Source organism: Nocardia sp. CY15 (genome assembly GCF_009829295.1).
In the GTDB taxonomy this organism is placed as follows: domain Bacteria; phylum Actinomycetota; class Actinomycetes; order Mycobacteriales; family Mycobacteriaceae; genus Nocardia; species Nocardia sputi.
On record NZ_VUOT01000015.1, the window covers coordinates 43,079 to 60,246 of the forward strand.

Annotated in this window: 10 protein-coding genes; 1 reads left to right on the forward strand and 9 read right to left on the reverse strand. The window is 70.1% G+C overall.

Going from position 1 to position 17,168, the window contains the following annotated elements; all coding sequences use genetic code 11:
* Positions 1–50: 50 nt before the first annotated feature.
* Both GVY39_RS18075 and GVY39_RS18080 read right to left on the reverse strand, forming a co-directional pair.
* On the reverse strand, positions 51–1,469 hold the full coding sequence (locus GVY39_RS18075) for an MFS transporter (RefSeq protein ID WP_159925984.1): 1,419 nt from the start codon (positions 1,467–1,469) through the stop codon (positions 51–53).
* A 357-nt stretch (positions 1,470–1,826) separates the two neighbouring features.
* Positions 1,827–4,439 carry an AAA family ATPase gene (locus GVY39_RS18080; protein WP_159925986.1) on the reverse strand — a complete coding sequence of 871 codons (2,613 nt, stop codon included), beginning with the start codon at positions 4,437–4,439 and terminating at the stop codon, positions 1,827–1,829.
* Between the two features lie 203 nt (positions 4,440–4,642).
* Here GVY39_RS18080 and GVY39_RS18085 point away from each other — a divergent pair, with 203 nt between their 5' ends.
* The gene (locus GVY39_RS18085) at positions 4,643–5,179 is read left to right on the forward strand and encodes a hypothetical protein (protein WP_159925988.1); all 537 of its coding nucleotides are present in this window, start codon (positions 4,643–4,645) and stop codon (positions 5,177–5,179) included.
* Positions 5,180–5,511: 332 nt separating this feature from the next.
* Here the strand turns inward: GVY39_RS18085 and GVY39_RS18090 are convergent, their stop codons facing one another.
* The 7 genes from GVY39_RS18090 to recC all read right to left on the reverse strand — a co-directional run bounded on the left by GVY39_RS18090 (position 5,512) and on the right by recC (position 17,128).
* The gene (locus GVY39_RS18090) at positions 5,512–6,285 is read right to left on the reverse strand and encodes a hypothetical protein (RefSeq protein WP_159925990.1); all 774 of its coding nucleotides are present in this window, start codon (positions 6,283–6,285) and stop codon (positions 5,512–5,514) included.
* 515 nt (positions 6,286–6,800) lie between these two features.
* Positions 6,801–7,106, reverse strand: a complete 306-nt coding sequence (locus tag GVY39_RS34990; RefSeq protein ID WP_255466210.1) for a 2OG-Fe(II) oxygenase — start codon at positions 7,104–7,106, stop codon at positions 6,801–6,803.
* Positions 7,103–7,720 carry a methylated-DNA--[protein]-cysteine S-methyltransferase gene (locus GVY39_RS18100; protein ID WP_159926223.1) on the reverse strand — a complete coding sequence of 206 codons (618 nt, stop codon included), beginning with the start codon at positions 7,718–7,720 and terminating at the stop codon, positions 7,103–7,105. The genes GVY39_RS34990 and GVY39_RS18100 overlap by 4 nt, the downstream gene beginning before the upstream one ends.
* Entirely contained in the window at positions 7,720–8,193 is a 474-nt protein-coding gene (locus GVY39_RS18105) for an RNA polymerase sigma factor (RefSeq protein ID WP_159926225.1), read from the reverse strand. The genes GVY39_RS18100 and GVY39_RS18105 overlap by 1 nt, the downstream gene beginning before the upstream one ends.
* A gap of 46 nt (positions 8,194–8,239) precedes the next feature.
* Entirely contained in the window at positions 8,240–10,138 is a 1,899-nt protein-coding gene (gene recD / locus GVY39_RS18110; protein ID WP_159925992.1) for an exodeoxyribonuclease V subunit alpha, read from the reverse strand.
* Positions 10,135–13,533: a UvrD-helicase domain-containing protein gene (locus GVY39_RS18115; protein ID WP_370523803.1), complete on the reverse strand. Its 3,399-nt coding sequence runs from the start codon at positions 13,531–13,533 to the stop codon at positions 10,135–10,137. The genes recD and GVY39_RS18115 overlap by 4 nt, the downstream gene beginning before the upstream one ends.
* A 226-nt stretch (positions 13,534–13,759) precedes the next feature.
* Positions 13,760–17,128 carry an exodeoxyribonuclease V subunit gamma gene (gene recC, locus GVY39_RS18120; protein WP_159925996.1) on the reverse strand — a complete coding sequence of 1,123 codons (3,369 nt, stop codon included), beginning with the start codon at positions 17,126–17,128 and terminating at the stop codon, positions 13,760–13,762.
* Positions 17,129–17,168: the final 40 nt, after the last annotated feature.

The following is a 17,168-nucleotide window of genomic DNA, read 5'->3' on the forward strand; positions in this document are numbered from 1 at the left end:
GAGGAACAAGACGGCGTCCGGAGCCGATGCCGCTGCGGGCGCTGCGTGGGTCAATTCGCGGCCGACCAATTCCACGGACTCGTGATCGCCCGCGCGCGGGCCGGCAGAGCGAGCGTGAGTGCGGCCAGGCCGAAGGCCGCGGCGGCGATGGCCGAGAGCATGATCATGCTGCCCGACAGCGTGTGCGCGCGGAAGAACAGCGCGCTGAGCACCGCCAGTCCGACCGAATTGCCGATCTGTTCGATGGTGGGCAGCAAGCCCGACGCCTCGCCCATGGCTCGATCGTCCAGCTCCGCCAGCATCAGCGGCTGCAGCGGAACCCCGAACACGCCGACCCCGAAGCCCGCGAGGAACACCGGCCCGGCCACCAGCGGCAGGTTCACCGCGCCCGATTCCACGTACAGGTATCCCACCCCCACCACGACGCAACCGCCGAAGACGGCGATACCGGCGGACAGCGCCCGAATCCCCCAGCGACCCACCAATATCGGCGACAGCACCGCACCCGCACCCGCGCCGAGGGCGAACGGTGTCATGGCGACACCGGTCCGCAACGCCGAGAACCGCAGCACGTCCTGCAGCAGGATCGAGACAGTGAACACGAACGCGGTGAACAGACCGAAGAAGATCGTCACCAGCGCCGATCCGACCGCGAACCCCCGATCGGAGAACAGGTCCAGCCGCACCAGCGCGCGGCCGCCACGGCGGCGCGTCGCACGTTCGTGGGCCACGAAGCCCGCGCTCAGCACCGCCGCGGCCGCGATGTACACCCCGTGCGGCGGACGCCAGCCCGCCTGTTGGCTGTCCGACAGCGCGAACAGCAGCAGGAACAGCGCGGCGGTGGCCACCACGACCCCGCGCAGATCCAGCGGGTCCCGATCCGTCGCCGGGCCCGACCGCAGGTACGCCGCGGCCAGCGCGATGGCCACCACGCCCAGCGGTAGGTTCATCAGGAAGATCGCGTGCCAGCCGAGCCCGAACGGATTCAGGGTGATCAGCCCGCCGCCCAGGATCGGCCCGAGCATTCCGGCGAAACCGGCTGTCGCTCCGTACACGGCGAAGACGTACTGATGGTGCTCGCGCCGAAAGCTCGCGGTGATGATGGCGATGGTCTGTGCCGCCATTCCCGCCCCTGTCACGCCTTGGACGATCCGGGCGATCACCAGTTCCGTCGCGGTGTCGGACAATCCACACCAGACCGAGGCGGCGGTGAAAGCCGCCGCCGACCACAGGAACATCCGACGCCGGCCGACGATCGCGCCGACGCGGGCCGCGGTGAGCAGCGCGCAGGCGAACGCGAGCGAGTAGCCGGCCACCACCCACAGCTGCGCGGACCGCGACGCCCGCAGCTGCGCGGTGACGACGGGCAGCGCGGTGTTGACGATCGTCACATCGATCATCTGCATGAAGACCGAGATCAGGCACGCCCCCAACGATCCGAGCGCCACCGTCGCCTCTTTGCGGGTCATCGAATCGCCACCTCGATCATCGGCCCCAGAATTGTGCGTATCCTGTTGCCCGTAGCTTCAGGAGAGGGCGTCGTTCGGCCGGAAATGGAAGCCGCCGCGACATCCACGAATTCGCAGTCAATAACATCGCGTGGACAGCCCGCCAGTTTTCCGAGCGATCCTGTGCTTCGTACCAATTCTTCTCGGCGACCTTTGCCGCGATTACCAAACCGGGCAGCGATCATTGCAGATCCGCTGCGCGTATTTCAGGCCTCACGCAACGGTGCAGAACGGCGCGCGATCGCTCCGAAGCCCAGACCTGTGGGCACTACGGCACCGGGCAAAGCGCGTTTCCGCTTTCATGGTGCGGATCTTCCCTCAGCCTTTGCCTCGCTGCGGCCTGCGGGTCGCTTCGACGCGGACTTCGTCGATGACGCTGCGGGGAACCGTTTCGATGATGTCCTCGCGGGTGGCGAGAGCGAGTTTCTGCAGGATGGCGGCGACCTGCGCGTCGATGGTTCGGACCGAACTTCCCCGGCGTGCGGCGATCGCGGTGTTGGTCCACCCGGCCGCCGCCAGCACAGCGACCTGCTGCTCGGCGGTGGTCAGTTGCCGCCAGCGTGACGTGGCGCCCGCGCCGCGGGTGTCTTCTCTCGGCGTTTCCTCGATGGTGAGTGTGCCCAGAGCGACGCGCTGCACCTCGTCGTGTTCGGGACGTAGCCGCGATCCTCGGGCTTGCGCCGCGGCGAATGCGTCGGGCCCGAGTACCTGACGAGCGACGGCGATGGCCTTGGCGGATTCGTCTGCGAAGGGACCCATTCTGTCGATGTCAACGCCCAGCTTGGTGCGAAGGGTCCTGACTCCCCCGGCCAGGTGAGCTATTTCGGTGGCCGGCGCGACCAGCTCGGCACGGTCGATCTCGTCGCCGGTGGTGAGCAAGTCGGTGATGAGGCGCGCCAACGACCAGGTCCGGCACTCCACGCCCCACATGGTGGCCCACTGATCGCCGCCCGCGAGTTTCTGGCACAGCAGTGAGGACCGTCCGATCGCCAGCGCTTCGGTGGGATCGCCGTGTTTGGCCAAGGCGATTTCGCGGGCGTGTTCGGCCCAGGCTCTCACCCGCGTCGTCGAAGCAGCCGCCGCCTCGAGAAAACGCTGCGTGATCTCGTGGGCCTGCTGCCCGGTTCCCAGCAGGCCCGCGGACATGGCCGCGTACAGCTCGCTCAGCGACGCGGTGCCGTGGTGGCCTAGATCGTTCAGTTTGGCTTCGGCGCGGGTGAACACGGCAACGGCACGGGCGTCGCGGCGCACGAACAGCAGTTCCATCCCCCACGTGAATTCGACGGCGGCGGGCAAGCCGATATCCTTCTCGCAGGTGTCGCGCCAATTCGCTCTGTCCCGCGCGTCCGGAAGGCAAGCGGCGACACACTCCTCCAGCACACGCTCGGCGTTGTCGTGATCCCCCTGGGTCAGGGCAAGCCATGCGATGGCGGCCATGGCGTCGATCTGAAGACCGGTGACATCCGAGGCCGACGTGCGCGTGGCGTCGAGGCATCGTTGTGTCCATTGGCGCATTCCGCGCAGCGAGCCTCTGATGAAAGGCATGCGCAAGTTGATCAGCCCGAGACAGATCTCCAGACCGATACCGGCCTGGCCCGTGGTCAGGCTGTTCTCGATCGCGGTCAACACGTTGGCCCAAGCCGACCGTGCCCAGGTCACCAGCTTCTGCTCACCGTCGGAACGAAACCAGTTCGCGGCCGCGTAGGCGATTTTGTCCCGGTAATAGCGAAGGTGACGGTCGGCCGACTGGGCGGGCTCGTCGATCTCGCGGCTCGAACGTTCGCGCAGTCGCTGCTGTGCGTACACGCGAAGGCTTTCCACCAGGGAATACCGCACCGTTGTCGGCGTGATGTGCGCCGTCACCAGCGAGTGGTCGACAAGCGACTCGAGCAAGTCCCCGATCTCCTCGGCCGTCAACCTCATATCGCTGCCGCCGGGCCGAGCGGGTTCGCCGGGGCCCAGGGCGGGGTCGTCACTGCACACAGCCTCGATGGCTTCCAGCTCTACACCCACATCGATCGAAAGGTTGCTGCCGTTGTCGTCGGGATTCGTGTCCCAGCCCGCAGCGAACACCGACATCCGGTCGAAGAGCAGGCGTTCTTTCTCGGTGCACAGCTCATACGACCAGGCGATGACGTCGCTGACCCCGCGATGTCGCGAGTCGGCACCGAAACGGGGACCGTGGGACCACCGCAACCGTGCGTCGTCGGCGCGGCCGGTGAGCCCGCGCAGAATCACCGACAGCGGTTGATGACGCAGTCGCGCTGCCGCCAATTGGATGTAGAGGGGATGGTTGTCGACGCGGCGGCAGATCTCGGCTGCCGTCGTGTTCTGCTCGCTTCCGGCGATGGGATGCCCGGTGAGGTCGGCCTGCTGCCGGAACAAGGTCACCGCGTGCTGAAGGGCCAGGGAGGGAACGGTGATCAAGTATTCGTCGACCCAGCCGATCGGTTCACGGCTGGTCGCCACGATGGTCAGCTCGGGCACGGCATCGAGCAATTTCGCTACCACGGCGGCGGCGCCTGCGAGTACATGCTCGCAGTTATCCAGTACCAACGCGATTCGCCGCCTGCGTCCGGCAGCGGCGGCGCGGGCGAAGGTATCGATGAGCAACTCCCAGGCCGATCGCCCGGAGAAATCGGCCTCGACCACCGACCGCGCGATCTCCTCTTCGACGGCCGCCGTATCGCAGTCTCTGGCCAACCGCGCCAATCGCACCCAATACACCGGCGTGCCTTTGGCTTTGGTCAATCGGCGCACAGCCTCGGCAGCCAATCGGGTCTTGCCGATACCACCCGGCCCGGTCAAGGTGACCAACCGGGCAGGCTCCAACAGTAGGAGGCTGATCTTCTCCAGTTCACGGTCACGACCGACAAAGTTCGCGCCGGCTGCTGGCAAGCCACCGGCGCGATCCCGACTTCTGATCGTCACGCGACGTAATCGTAGTCTTCACACATCGGCGCTGCCGGTCCACGATCATTCAGGCAAACTCCCCGTGACCCGTGCCGGTCACCGGCGGGCCGTGACAAGCCTCGGCCTCCGAGTTCGTAGGTAGTCGGGGGCAGCCCACTTAAAGCCTACCGATGTGCGACATCACCTTAGAGCCCCAGGCTGGATGGCCGAGGAGGTGAGCGATGTATGCCAACGTATGTATATCAACGGTCGACCAGACGGACGGGCTGTCGCCGTCGACCGTGACGGCGCCCCTGTTGGAGCCCGAGCAGCTGTTCCTCGCAATCTCCGGCCACCTCACCGGCCGGTTCTCCCTCGTTGCGTGGGCACGCGAGCTCGGCGACCTCCATGCCGAGCTCATACCCTTCCAGCAAGTCGGGGCCGCACGGCGACAAGGCTTCGACTGCGAGCAAGTGCGCGCGGGAATCGATCGAGTCGTCGTCGCGGTGGACGCCTGGGCCGTCCGCAATCTGCGGTGTTCCAGTGGCGCGCGTATGCACACCCACTCGCTCGGCGAGGTGATGAGCCACATCGCCGAGGCGTATGCCGAGGCATGGTGGATGGTCCTGCATTCCAAGGATGTCGAGGCACGGCACCGGGCGTGGTTCCACTTGGGCGAGGTGCGCCAAGGTTACGCGGGAATGGTGGACGAGGTACGGCACCGGCGTCTCAGATTTCCCTCGGCAGCGGGTTCGGTGCGCAGACATGCGCTCGGATGACGTCGCGACGCCGTACTGCACAGAACAGTCGCCGATTGTGCCGATAAAAACGTGAATTCACCGATGAATGGTTGAAGCGTGATCGAGATCAATTGCTCACGATGCGGACGATTACTGTTGTCGGGTGCCGATCAACGTCGCCGCATGCACATCACCTGTACCGGCTCGACCGAAAAGGTGACACTCCGCATGACAGCGGATGATTGGAGAGCGGTAGCCGGCTGGCTCGATCCGAGCGGAAGTCACCTGCCAGGACAGATGGGACCGGAATAGTTTCGAGTGCGCTTGCCGAAGATCTACCGGCAAGCGCATTCCGTTTCACCGTGCCGCGTTCACGGAGTCCTACTCGACCTTTCTGGCAGCGATTTGCGGGACTTCGCTCCAAGCGCACCCGAAGCATTCACCCCGATGCTGCGCAGCCCGGTGCCCGCACCCGAAGCCCGGAGCGCACGTGCGAAGACTACCGAAGTCGACCTGCGGTGATCCGGGTTTCGAGTGTCGACGAGCGCGGGATTGAAAACTTCGTGCACGAGCACACTCTGGTGCGTCGAGAACTCGATTTCGTACACGCGCGCCGCGGCAGCTGCGGGGAAGAGCCCGAATGGATGGCACGTCACGCCGGTGACGAAAATGCGTCTTCGTTCGAATACGCCGAGCCGACGGATATGGATGCCGAATGGAACACCGTCCGGGGGGATCAACGTCGGCTCGTCCGCTTCCCGGTAAGTGATCAGATTTTCGCTGATCACGTTCCCTGCCGAATCTTGCAATCTGGTGTGCCGTACCCTGAGCGTACCGATGGCGGGATCACGGAAAACTTCGCGGAAAATCCGGAGCTCCCCGGCCTCGATGGTACGGGAGGGCAATACGTCGGCTACGATATTCGACCCGGCGATCTGCTGGAGAAGCAACGTGGTGGCGCCATCGCCGTACAGCAGCATTCGCGTGACCAATGGCAGATGAATCTGCGGCGCGAGCTCAGGGTAGACGGTTGATGCGGCCGGTGGAAACGCTGCCGCCTCGGCCGTCCGTCCGGGAGAAGAAGTGTGGGTGAAAGGCGAGAAGTGGTTGCCGAGCCGAGCTGCGGTTCGAATGATGCTGACCATCGGTGTGTCTCTCTCAACGGCGCTACGTCTCGGCAAGGCTAAGAGTTGTAGGTAGATCCGCCACATCGGTACCTGTACGTAAACCTGGGTCTCATGTCGCTTTTCTGCCTACGGAGGGCCGTGCGCACGGCCCTCGCGCGATCCCGGCGCAGGAACAGTACCCGATCTCGGACGCGCCGATAGACCGGTCGAGGCAACCCGTCGCCGACGGTCCGAACCTCGCGTTCGCCGCGCCGGTGCGCGCCGCATAGGTAGAACTCGTACCGCTATCTTTTGGTTACCGATGCGGAAGGCCACCCCTATCCATGCATGCTTGTCGCCGCGAGGGACGGGGTTCGGGTGGCGAGGGGTCACCCGGCCCCTCCCCGCCTCCGACGACGAAGTCGGCCGGTCGACAGCGAGGTCGATCCGATGGCGGGAACCCCGCACCCGATGTCGACACCACCTTCGAGAGGAGGCACCGAGGCGGTACACGATCCGCTTGCGCGGCCTGTCGGCGACAGTGCAACGTGCGGTTACTCCGCGTCGTGCAGCACGAGGCCCAACGTGTGCCGCAGCCCGCCGCGCACGCGGCTGACGCCATGGCGAACCGGGGCGCGGGACCAGCCTCGACTCGACGGCGTCGGCCGGGCTCGGGTCGGCCCCGTCGCCGCGCAGCCGTGGGCGTCGACTTTCTCGAGCAGCGCCCGCCAGGGCTGAGCGGCGACACGGTCGGCCAGGGAAGCACCGGTTTGCGCTCGGTCGGATGTCCGCGCGGCGGGATCCGCGTCCCCACGACGCTGCGTCCAGTGACTGTCGTGCGTTGTCCTTCGTTCGCTCATGCCGCCGCCTCCAGATCGAGCAACGTGTGCTTCGCGCTGACGCCGCCGACGTACTGTCCGATGGACCCGTCGCCGCGAACCACCCGATGGCACGGAATCACTACCGGCAGCGGGTTGTGCGCGCAGGCAGAGCCGACCGCGCGAACGGCACGCGGATTGCCGACGGCGGCGGCCACCGCGCCGTAGCTGGCGCGCTGCCCGTAGCCGATGGCGGGCAGATGCTCGATCACCTGGCGGCGGAAGCCAGCGGTCAGCCGCAGGTCCAGCGGCAGGTCGAAATGCGTCCGGCGGCCGGTGAAGTACTCCTCGATCTCCCGCGCGGCCGAGTCCAGCCGGGCGGGGGCGGCGAGGATTCGGGGGCTGATCCGGGCTGCCAGCGTGGCGAGCACCGCCTCGTGGTCCTCGGCGGGGTAGGCGACACGGACCAGCCCGGCGGGCGTCGCGGCCAGCAACAGTGACCCCACCGGGGTGTCGAGGAGCCGGTAGGCGACATCGAGCAGTCCGGCGGACTCGGCCTCGGCGGCCAGTCGCGCGTGCAGGGTGGCCAGCAGGTCGGTGTCGGGGCTCAGTGCGCGCGACAACCCGTTCAGGTCGCCGCGATCGAGGGTGGCCATCATGCTTCATCCTTCGGGTAGAGCTTGCGCAGGGTCTTCAGGCCGTCCGCGGCGGCGCGGCGGGCGGCGTCGGGAGAATTGCCGAGCAAGGTGGCGATCTCCGCGTGGGGAAGCCCGGCCAGGTAGTGGTAGGCGACCGCCTGGCGCTGCTTGGTCGGCAGCGCCCGCAGGGCGGCCCAGAGGTCGGGGTCGTAATCGGCGGGGCCGGGAGCGGGAGCGGGACGTTCCGGCAGCGTCTCGGCAGGTACGGGTGCGCGCGTCAGCGCCCGGCCGACGTCGATCGCGCGGCGATGCGCGATGGTCACCAGCCATGCCTCGATGTTCGTGTCCGGACAGAGCCCGGGAAACGCGCGCAGCGCCGAGAGAAACGTTTCCGACCAGGCGTCGGCCGCGTCGGACGGACCGAGCACCGCCCGGCAGACGCGCAACACCATCGGGCCGTACTCGGCCACTATTTCCTCGAACGGGGGCAGGCTCACACCGGGTAGACGCCGCGGGCGTCGCGAACGTGAGATTCGGTCACCCGATTCCCGGTTCCTCTTCCCGGCGCGACAGGCCACTGGCGCGCAGCACCCGGCGTGCGATACCCGCGCGGATGGACTCGTCGGTTCCGATGATCCGGACGTGGCGGCGTGCCCTGGTGATCGCGGTGTACAGCAATTCCCTGGTCAGCAGGGTCGATTCGGGCTCGGGCAAGACGACGGAAACGGTGTCGTACTGACTGCCCTGGCTGCGATGAATGGTCATGGCGAAGACGGTGACCACCGCGGGGAACTGCGTGGGGTGCACCAGGTACGGTTCGCTGCCGCGTTGCAGCGCCGCGCGCAGCGAGCCGTCGGGCATACGCACGACGACCCCGGTGTCGCCGTTGTAGATGCGCGCCTCGTGATCGTTCGCGGTGACCAGCAGCGGTTGGCCGGGGTACCACGGCGCCTGGTAGGAGTCGGGGCCCGCTCCTCCGGCGGCGGCCCACTCCGCGGCCATTCGGTCCCAGCGCTCGACGCCGAACGGCCCCTGCCGGTGCGCGCACAGCAGACGATGCGATTCCAGGGCGGTCAGCGCGCCCGCCGCGTCGCCGTCGAGCGCTGCGGCGGTGACCGCGCTCGCGGCTGCGACCACGTCGGCGCGCACCGCGGTCAGCTCCTCGGGCGCGCTCAGTGACAATTCGTCGCCGCCCGCGCGCAACAGTTCGAGCGCGGCGTCCGCGTTCCCCGCCCGCACCGCCACGGCCAGGTCGGCGATGCGGCCGCCGAATCTGCGGCCCCGGGTCAGCCGCACGATGCCGCCGCGCAAGCGCGTGCGCTCCAGCGCGGTCAGCGCCTCCGCGTGATCGGCGGTCGTTTCCGGGCCGAGGATGTCGTCCAGGACGGGGTTCGGGGTAGCGGCGACCGGTCCGGCGACCAGGTCGGCGAGCACCGCGCCCGCGTCGACCGAGGCGAGCTGGTCCGGGTCGCCGACCAGGACCAGGCGGGTGTCCGGCCGCAGCGCGGCCAGCAGCCTGCTCATCATGGTCAAGGAGACCATCGAGGTCTCGTCGACCACGATCACGTCATAGGGCAGCCGGTTGAACTCGTGATGCTTGAACCGGGTGCTGCGACCACGCTGCCAGCCGAGCAACCGGTGCAGGGTGGCGGCGGTGAGTTCGGGCAGTCCGAGCGAAACGGCTTGTTCGCGCACGGCTTCCTGCAATCGCGCGGCCGCCTTCCCGGTGGGAGCGGCCAGCGCGATGCGCAGCGCGGGCAGCTTCGGCTCGGCCTCCCGATGCGCGGACAGCAAGGCGATGATCCGCGCGATCGTGTGGGTCTTGCCGGTGCCCGGCCCGCCCGCGACCACCGTGGTCCAGTGCGTCGCGGCGAGCGCGGCGGCCAGCCGCTGGCGATCCGGCGCCGTGCCGACCGGCGCGTCGAACAGCCGGTCCAGTTCGCGCCGCACGATGCGCGGGTCGACCACCGGGTGGTGGGCGGAGCGCTCGGTGAGCACGCGCCGGATCGTCTGCTCCTGCCGGTAGTACCGGTCGAGGTAGAGCAGCGGGCCGGAATCGTCCGGTCCTCGGGACTCGACCAGGCGAAGCGGCCGCAACGGCCCCGCCGGTCCGCCGCGCACCAGCGGGCTCGCCCGCAGCGCGGCGACCACCGCCGGGATGTCCGGCCACGGCAGCGTCGCCGGATCGATGCCCGCGTCCCAGGTTTCGTCGGCGTCGACACCGATTTCCCGCATCCGGTGCAGTTCCAGGCACACCGAGCCGGAACGCACCGCTCGCACGGCCAGCGCCGCGGCGAACAGCACCGGCTCCGACGATTCCCGGCCCAGCCGGCCCAGCCGCAGCGCCACGTGCACGTCGGCCGCCGACAGCACACCGGCCTCGTTGAACGTGCGCAGCAGACCGGTCCCCCGCTGCGCCACCTGGATCGAGGTCACTGCGGCGCCTCCCCCGCCAGCAGCGCCGACAGCGCGACGACCAGATCGGCAGGCGGGTACCAGTCGAAGACGCCGCAGCCGTCGGGTGTCCGCGGTCCGATCATGCCGCGCACGAACAGGTACCGAACACCGCCGAGGTGCCGGACGGGGTCGTAGCCGGGCAGCCGCCAGCGCAGGTAGCGGTGCAGGGCAACCGAATACAGCAGGGCCTGCAGCGGATAGTGGGAGCGCAGCATCTCGGCGGCCATGCGATCGCGGGTGTAATGCGCGACGGTGAGGTCACCGGCGCCCAACCGGTTGGTCTTGTAGTCGACGACGACGAACCGCGGGGCCGCGCCGCCGGACACGCGCAGCACGGCGTCGATGCTGCCGGTGAGGTAGCCGCGCAGCGGGATGTCCTCCAGCGCCGCCAAATGGTCGGCGTACGTGCTCAGGTCGTCGTCGGCCGGAAGGTGGTCGCGCAGCAGATCGGCGATGCGCCGCAGCGTCGCCGTGGTGGCGCCGACCCGGTCCCCGCCCGCCAACGGCAATTCGAACTCGAGCTCGGTGAGGCGGTCCCGAGGGGCGACGTCGGCCAGGCAGGCGCCGTCGAGTGGGGTACGCAGCACCGCGAGCAACGCGGTGGCCAGCAGTTCCGGGTCAATCTCGGCCATGAGCTCGCCCACCGCCTCGCGGCACCGGTCGTGCACCTCGGCTGCCAGATCCGCGCAGCCGGTGTCTATCCGCTCCAGGACGCCGTGCACCAGCGTGCCGAACTCAGCGCCGTAGGGCAGCGTGTTCATCAGCGAGGCCGCGCCGGTCAGCTCCGGCTCCCCCGCGCCCACCAGGGAGGTGCCGGCGGGCTCGTCGCCCGGTCCCCGGGGGTCCTCCGGTTCGCTGTCGGACGCCGGCACCACCGGACCGTGGGCGGAGGCGGTCAGCGCCGAGTACGACGTGCGCCGCCACTGCTGGTCCAGCACCCGGTGAAAGCGTGCGGCGGCCAGTTCGCCCTGCGCGGGCTCGGTGCGGGCCCACCGGATCGCGACGTCGTCGCTTCCGGCCACCGCGGTTACGGAGATGGCGACGGCCGCGTCCTGTGCCCATGCCGAAAGAGACTGCGCGGCAACGGCATCAACGGGCACTGGGGCGCGGTTGGCGATGACGGCGCCGCGATCGGCGCGGCCGAAGACCATTCGGTGCAGCGGCGAGGCCGCGGTGGTGATCGCGGGCGCCCACCAGGCGACGATCTGGCACATGGCCCGGGTCAGCGCGACGTAGAGCAGCCGCAGCTCCTCCCCCGCCTCCTCGGCTTCGCTGCGCGCCTTGCGTTCGGCGTATCCCGGAGCATCCGGACCGCCGACGTCCAGCACGCGCGCACCGTCGTCGGCGTGGAACAGCAATGTCGCCGGATAGGGGTTCTTCGCGCTGTCCCACGCGAAGGGCAAGTAGACCACCGGGAATTCGAGTCCCTTGCTGGCGTGCACGGTAGCGATCTGCACGGCGGCGGCGTCGCGGTCCAGCCTGCGACTGCGGTCGGCGACGGCGCCGGAGGCGGGATCGCGCACCCGGTCGGCCAGCCACCGGGTCAGCGCGGTCAGCCCCAGGCCCTCGGTGAGCGCGACCTGGTCGAGCAACTGCGCGATGTGCCGCAGGTCGGTGAGCTGCCGCTCCCCGTTCTCCACGGCGAGCAGTCGCTGCGCCAGGCGCGCTTCGGCAGCGATCTTCTCGAAGACGGCCGCGAATCCCGCGCGGGCGAACAGACGCGCCGCCTCCCGCAATTGGGCGCTGACCCGCCCGACCAGATCCGCGCCCCCGCTGTCGATCTCGGCGGCGGTGACGCCGAGCAACGGTGTGCACGCGGCCAGCCGCACCCGGTCGGCCCGGTGCGGCTGTTCCAGCGCGCGCAGCACCCACAGCCAGTCGGTGGCGCTGGCGGTCGCGAAGACGCTGACCCCGCCGGCGAGCACGGAGGCGACGCCGACGCGATCCAGCGCGGCGCGCACGACGTCGATCTGCGAGCGGGTGCGCACCAGCACCGCGATGTCACCGGGCCCGACCGGCCTGCGTGCCGCCTCCACGGCCCGGTCCGAGACCGAATCCGCTTCGGCGAGAGCGGGTTCGGCCTTCGCGTCCAGCAGCACGCCGGATTCCAGCAGGCGGACGATGTCGGCGGCGAGATCGTCGGCGACCTTGGCCCGCATGCGGCCGACCGCCGGGAAACCGGACTTGTTCAGCGGCCCCGCGCCGGTGCGCGGCAGGCACCGCAACCGCATGGGCGTGGTGAGCTCGGCCGGTCCGGACAGCCGCGACCACGGCCTGGTCGGGGCGACCGGATAGACGCGGATCTCCTCGTGCCCCAGCGCCGCGCCCCCGTGCAGGTGGTCCAGCGCGGCCAGGAGTCCCGCGTCGCTGCGCCAGTTCGTGGTGAGCTCTTTCCGGGTGTCGGCGTGCGCGACCGCGTCCAGATAGCTGAGCACTTCCGCGCCGCGGAAGGCGTAGATCGCCTGTTTGGGATCGCCGACCAGCACCAAGGTGGTGTGTCCGTGGAACGACCTGCGCAGGATGTCCCATTGCAGCGGGTCGGTGTCCTGGAACTCGTCGACCAGGGCGACCCGGTAGCGCGCGCGGATACGGCGGCACGCGAGCGGGCCGTGCTCGGGATCTGCGAGCACGTCGTGCAGCAGCACCAGCAGGTCGTCGAAGTCGCGCAACCCGGCCAGCCGTTTGCGGCGCTCGGTCTCCGCGCGCACTGCCTGCGCGAACGCCACCCGCTCGCCCGCCCCGGATTCGCCGTCGGGCACGAGGGCCGCGTGCCGGTCCCGCACCGCGGCCAGCGCCAGCGTGCGAGCCTCTTTCAGCGCGCACGGCGGTTCGGCGCGGGCGTAGCGGTTCAGGTACAGGTCATCGACAACCGTGCCGACCAGGTCATCGACGGTCTCCACCAGTCGGGTGCCGGGGTCGTGTTCGCCCGCGAGCCCGAGCTCGTCCAGCATGCGCTGACAGAAGCTGTGTGTGGTGGCGATGGTGCCCGCGTCGAAATCCGACAGTGCGGTCAGCAACCGCCGCTGCCGCAGCCGGACCTCGGCTTCGCCTGCCTGCGCGAGATACCGGACCAGTTCGTCGGCGTGTGCTCGCGCCGCGGCCGGATCGGCCAACCCGGCGGCGACGGCGACGAATCGGTCGCGGGTGCGTTCCCGCAGTTCCTGGGTCGCGGCCCGGCTGAACGTCACCAGTAGCAGCTGGGACACATCGATCCCGGCCTCGGCGACGTAGCGGACGGCCAGACCGACGATGGCGTGGGTCTTGCCGGTGCCCGCGCTGGCCTCCAGCACGGTCGTGCCGGTGGGTAACGGGCCGTACGGCTCGAACGCGGCCGCGTCGAACGCGGCGTCGAAGGAGGTCTGCTGCACAGTCACGCGGATCTCCCTCCTGCGCGGCCTGCGCTCACGCGATCTGCGGACGTCGCGAGCGCCCGAGCCACCGGCCCCTCGGCACGGTCCCGGTGCCGATCCGACTGTCCGCGCTGACATTCTGCCGCGCTCCCGGCCGCCCACCGGCCACCGACACGCGCCGTGGCGGTGTGAGCCGGCTTTCCGCGCCGGATCGCGCGGCACCGTAGTCTGCGATCGGTCTCGTGATCGGTCACGGCTGGCCCTGGCTTTCCGCGGCCAGCAGCGGAACCCACACGCGCCGGGCCAGCGCGCCGAAGCGGGTGCTCTCCCCGGGCTCGCCCGCCGGGGCCCGCGCGGCCATGAGGTCGTCGAGCCGGGGCGCCGGGCCCCACACATAGCGCAGATGACGGTCGGTGTGGTCGCCGAACGGCCCCGGACCGTTGGGGCCGCCGTTGAATTCGCGCTCGGCCGCGGCGATCGCGTCGTCGACTCCGGCGCCGCGGAAACGACGCTCGGCGTAGACAGCGGTGGCGGTGGGCGCGACCGGCAGCGGCTCGGTCAGGCCCGCGTCGCGCAGCGCGACGAGTTCGCGCAGGATCTCCCTGGCCGCGGGCACATCGGGCGCGGTGAGCTCGCAACGCCAGGTGGGACGACCGAATTGGCCGCGCCCGGTGCTCACGGCGCGCCAGGACCGGTCCTCGGTGACGGTCAGCGCCAGCAGCGAGACCCACGCTGCGATGCGGTGTTTGGGAGCCAATCGGGAGAAGGTGGTGCGGACCAGTGTTTCGCCGCGCACCTGCGGGATGGTGCCGGTGAGCCTGCGTCCGTTGCCCAGATCGATCGCGATGTCCACCGCCCGCGCCGCGCCCGCGTAGTCCGCCTGCGCGGCGCGCACCAAACGGTCCACGGTGTACTCGACCTCGTCGAGCACGGCGGCGCCGAAACCGAAGGGCGGCAACGTGCCGCGGCGCCACTCCGCCGCCCGCAATCCGGCCGGGTCCGCGCCGGTCAGGCGGGCCGCGAGCAGGCGTTCGCCCAGCTCCCATTTGGCCAGGCCGTCGAGTTCGATGGGCAGCCGCTCGTCGATGTCCTCGTCGTGCTCGGGGACCCGCAGGCCCAGACGCTGCCACAAGAAGGCGCGCACCGGGTGCTCCGCGAACGAGATCAGGTCGGCCAGCGCGACATCCGCGGCTTCCGCGGCGGGCAACGGCGCGGAAAGAAACTCGGGGCGCGGTTGCGCCGGACCGTCGGCGGCGTACGCGCCGGCCAGCGCCACGGTATCGAAGCTGAACGGCCGGTCGGCCCGGAAGTTCCGGCGATCGAAGGACTGCAGCGGATGCCGGGTCACCACCGTGCGCATCGCCGCGGCGCCGACATGTGCGCGCAGCGCGTCCAGCAGCTCGGCGACCGGGATGGCGGGCGGCCGGTGCGCGCCGCTGACCGGATCGGCGCCGGTGTGCAGCACCAGCAGCGTGTCCCGGGCCGCGAGGATCGCGTCCAGCAGCAGTTGCCGGTCCTCGCTGCGCGGGTCCCGTTCGCCCAGCAGCGGTTCTCTGGCCAGCACGTCGTCACCGTCGGCCGCGCTCGCACGCGGGAACACCTCGTCGTCGAGCCCGAGCAGCACCACCACCCGGTGCGGCACCGACCGCATCGGCACCATCGTGCACACGGTCAGCTCGCCAGTGCGGAAGTTGGCCCTGGTGGGGCGCGCCGCCAGCCGTGAACGCAGCAGCACGCCCACGTCGGCCAGCCGCAAGGACACCTCCCCCGCGTGCTCGGTGGCGGCGGCGAGCTCCTGTCTGGCCTCGATGCGCACCCAGGCCTGCGCGTCCGGTACATCGGTCAGCAGATCCAGCGCACGGCCGAGCACCGTCGCCCATTCGTGCGCGGGCCGGGGACCGCGCAGGTCGCGCAGGCACACCGCGAGCCGGTCGACGAACTCGGCGAAGCGCCCGGCCAGGTCGACGTCGTTGCTGTCCACATCGTCCAAGGGCAGCGCGAGATCCAGCCAGTCCTCGGCGGTCTCGCCCGCGGTGACGCCGAGCAGGATCCGGTCCACCGCGCTGTTGAGTGTGTTCTGCGCGAAATCCGCGAGCCCGAACGCCTGACGCTGACGCTGACCGATGCCCCACCGCGCGCCGGATTCGGCCGCCCACTCGCGCAGCCGCTCGATATCGTCGTCGTCGAATCCGCAACGGCGCCGGACGGTTTCGGCGGCCGCGAGGTCGAGCACCTGGGTCACCGTCACCCGGCCGTCGGCCAGCTCGAGCAGCGCTCCGATCACCGCCAGCAGCGGGTTGGTCACGCCGCGCCCCCGGTCGGCCAGACGCACCCGCAGCCGGTGCGCCGGATGCTCCGAATCGATCTGCGGCTCGGGCGATCCCGTGGCGCGCTGTCCGAACGCCGCCCGCACCAGCGGCGCGTACGCCTCCACCTCCGGGCACATGATCAGCACGTCGCGCGGCTCCAGCGTCTCGTCGGCCGCGAACAGCCCGAGCAGGCATTCCCGCAGTACTTCGACCTGCCGCGCGGGGCCGTGACACGCGTGTACCTGCACGGTGCCGTCGGCGCCGACCTCCCCCGGCGCCGGTGGCCACCGGTCGTCCCGAATACCCGCCTGCAGCGCGCGCAACAATGTCGTGGGCGAACCATTCTCTGGCACAACGTCTTCGGATGAGATCGCGGTAATCGGATGATATGTGTCGGAGCCGGCGGCCGCGGCCAGCCGTTGCTGGAGTTCTCGGATGTCGCGGGCCAGTCCCGCCAGCAGTGGGTGCGCCACCGCCGCGGCACTGCGATCTTCGGCGCGCGTGCGGGCCGGCGGCAGCTCACCCAAGGCCGACCAGAGGATCGGGCTGGGATGGACCAGCCACAGGTGGACGTCACGGGAATCGGCGAGCGCCGACAGTACGGCGAGCTGATCGCTGGGCAACCGGGTCACGCCGAACAGCGACAGCCGCGGTGGCAGTGCCACCAGATCCGGCCGGGCGCGCAGTTGCGCGCAAGCGGCGTCGAGCCGTTCGGCCGGGCTGGGCGATCCGATCTCGGCGCGCAGCCTGCGCCAGAGCATCGGCTGCCAGAGCAGGTCGTCGGGTATCGCCCCGCCCGCGCCGTCGGTGTCCGAACCCGCCGCCCACTCGGTGATGAGCGCGGGACGCTGGGCGGCGTAGCTGTCGAACAGCGCGGCGACCTGGGCCGCGGTCGCGTAGCGCCGTCCTACCCGGTGCTCGCCGCCCACGGTGTTGCGCGCCCCTAGGTGCCTGGACAGCACGGCGCACCACGGCTCGGACAGCGACGCGTCGATCACCCGCAGCAGCGACCACACCAGCCGCTCCTGCGCCCACGGATCCTGGGCGGAGGCCACCCCGCTCGCCGCGGCCAGCGCCTCGGCGACCAGCGCGGCAGGCGAGGGGAAGGCGATGTTCGCGCACACGCCGTCGGCCACGCCCTCCGCCCCGAGGACGGCCGAGAGCGTCTGCGTCAGCCAGCGCTCCACGCCTTTCGCGGGCACCGCGACCACCTCGGCCGCGAACGGATCCTCCTGCGGCGACGCCAGCACTCGTGCCAGCGCCAGGGCCAGGACGTCGGCGCGCTCGGCACGGTGGATGTGCAGCGGCATCTGCGCCCTCTCGATCGATGGTGTCCTGCGCCGGCCTCGG

Excerpts from the sequence above, each read along its gene's own strand:
- GVY39_RS18075 (WP_159925984.1), bottom strand. The coding sequence starts at position 1,469 with ATGACCCGCAAAGAGGCGACGGTGGCGCTCGGATCGTTGGGGGCGTGC.
- GVY39_RS18085 (WP_159925988.1), top strand. The coding sequence starts at position 4,643 with ATGTATGCCAACGTATGTATATCAACGGTCGACCAGACGGACGGGCTG.
- GVY39_RS18090 (WP_159925990.1), bottom strand. The coding sequence starts at position 6,285 with ATGGTCAGCATCATTCGAACCGCAGCTCGGCTCGGCAACCACTTCTCG.
- GVY39_RS34990 (WP_255466210.1), bottom strand. The coding sequence starts at position 7,106 with ATGAGCGAACGAAGGACAACGCACGACAGTCACTGGACGCAGCGTCGT.
- GVY39_RS18100 (WP_159926223.1), bottom strand. The coding sequence starts at position 7,720 with ATGGCCACCCTCGATCGCGGCGACCTGAACGGGTTGTCGCGCGCACTG.
- recC (WP_159925996.1), bottom strand. The coding sequence starts at position 17,128 with ATGCCGCTGCACATCCACCGTGCCGAGCGCGCCGACGTCCTGGCCCTG.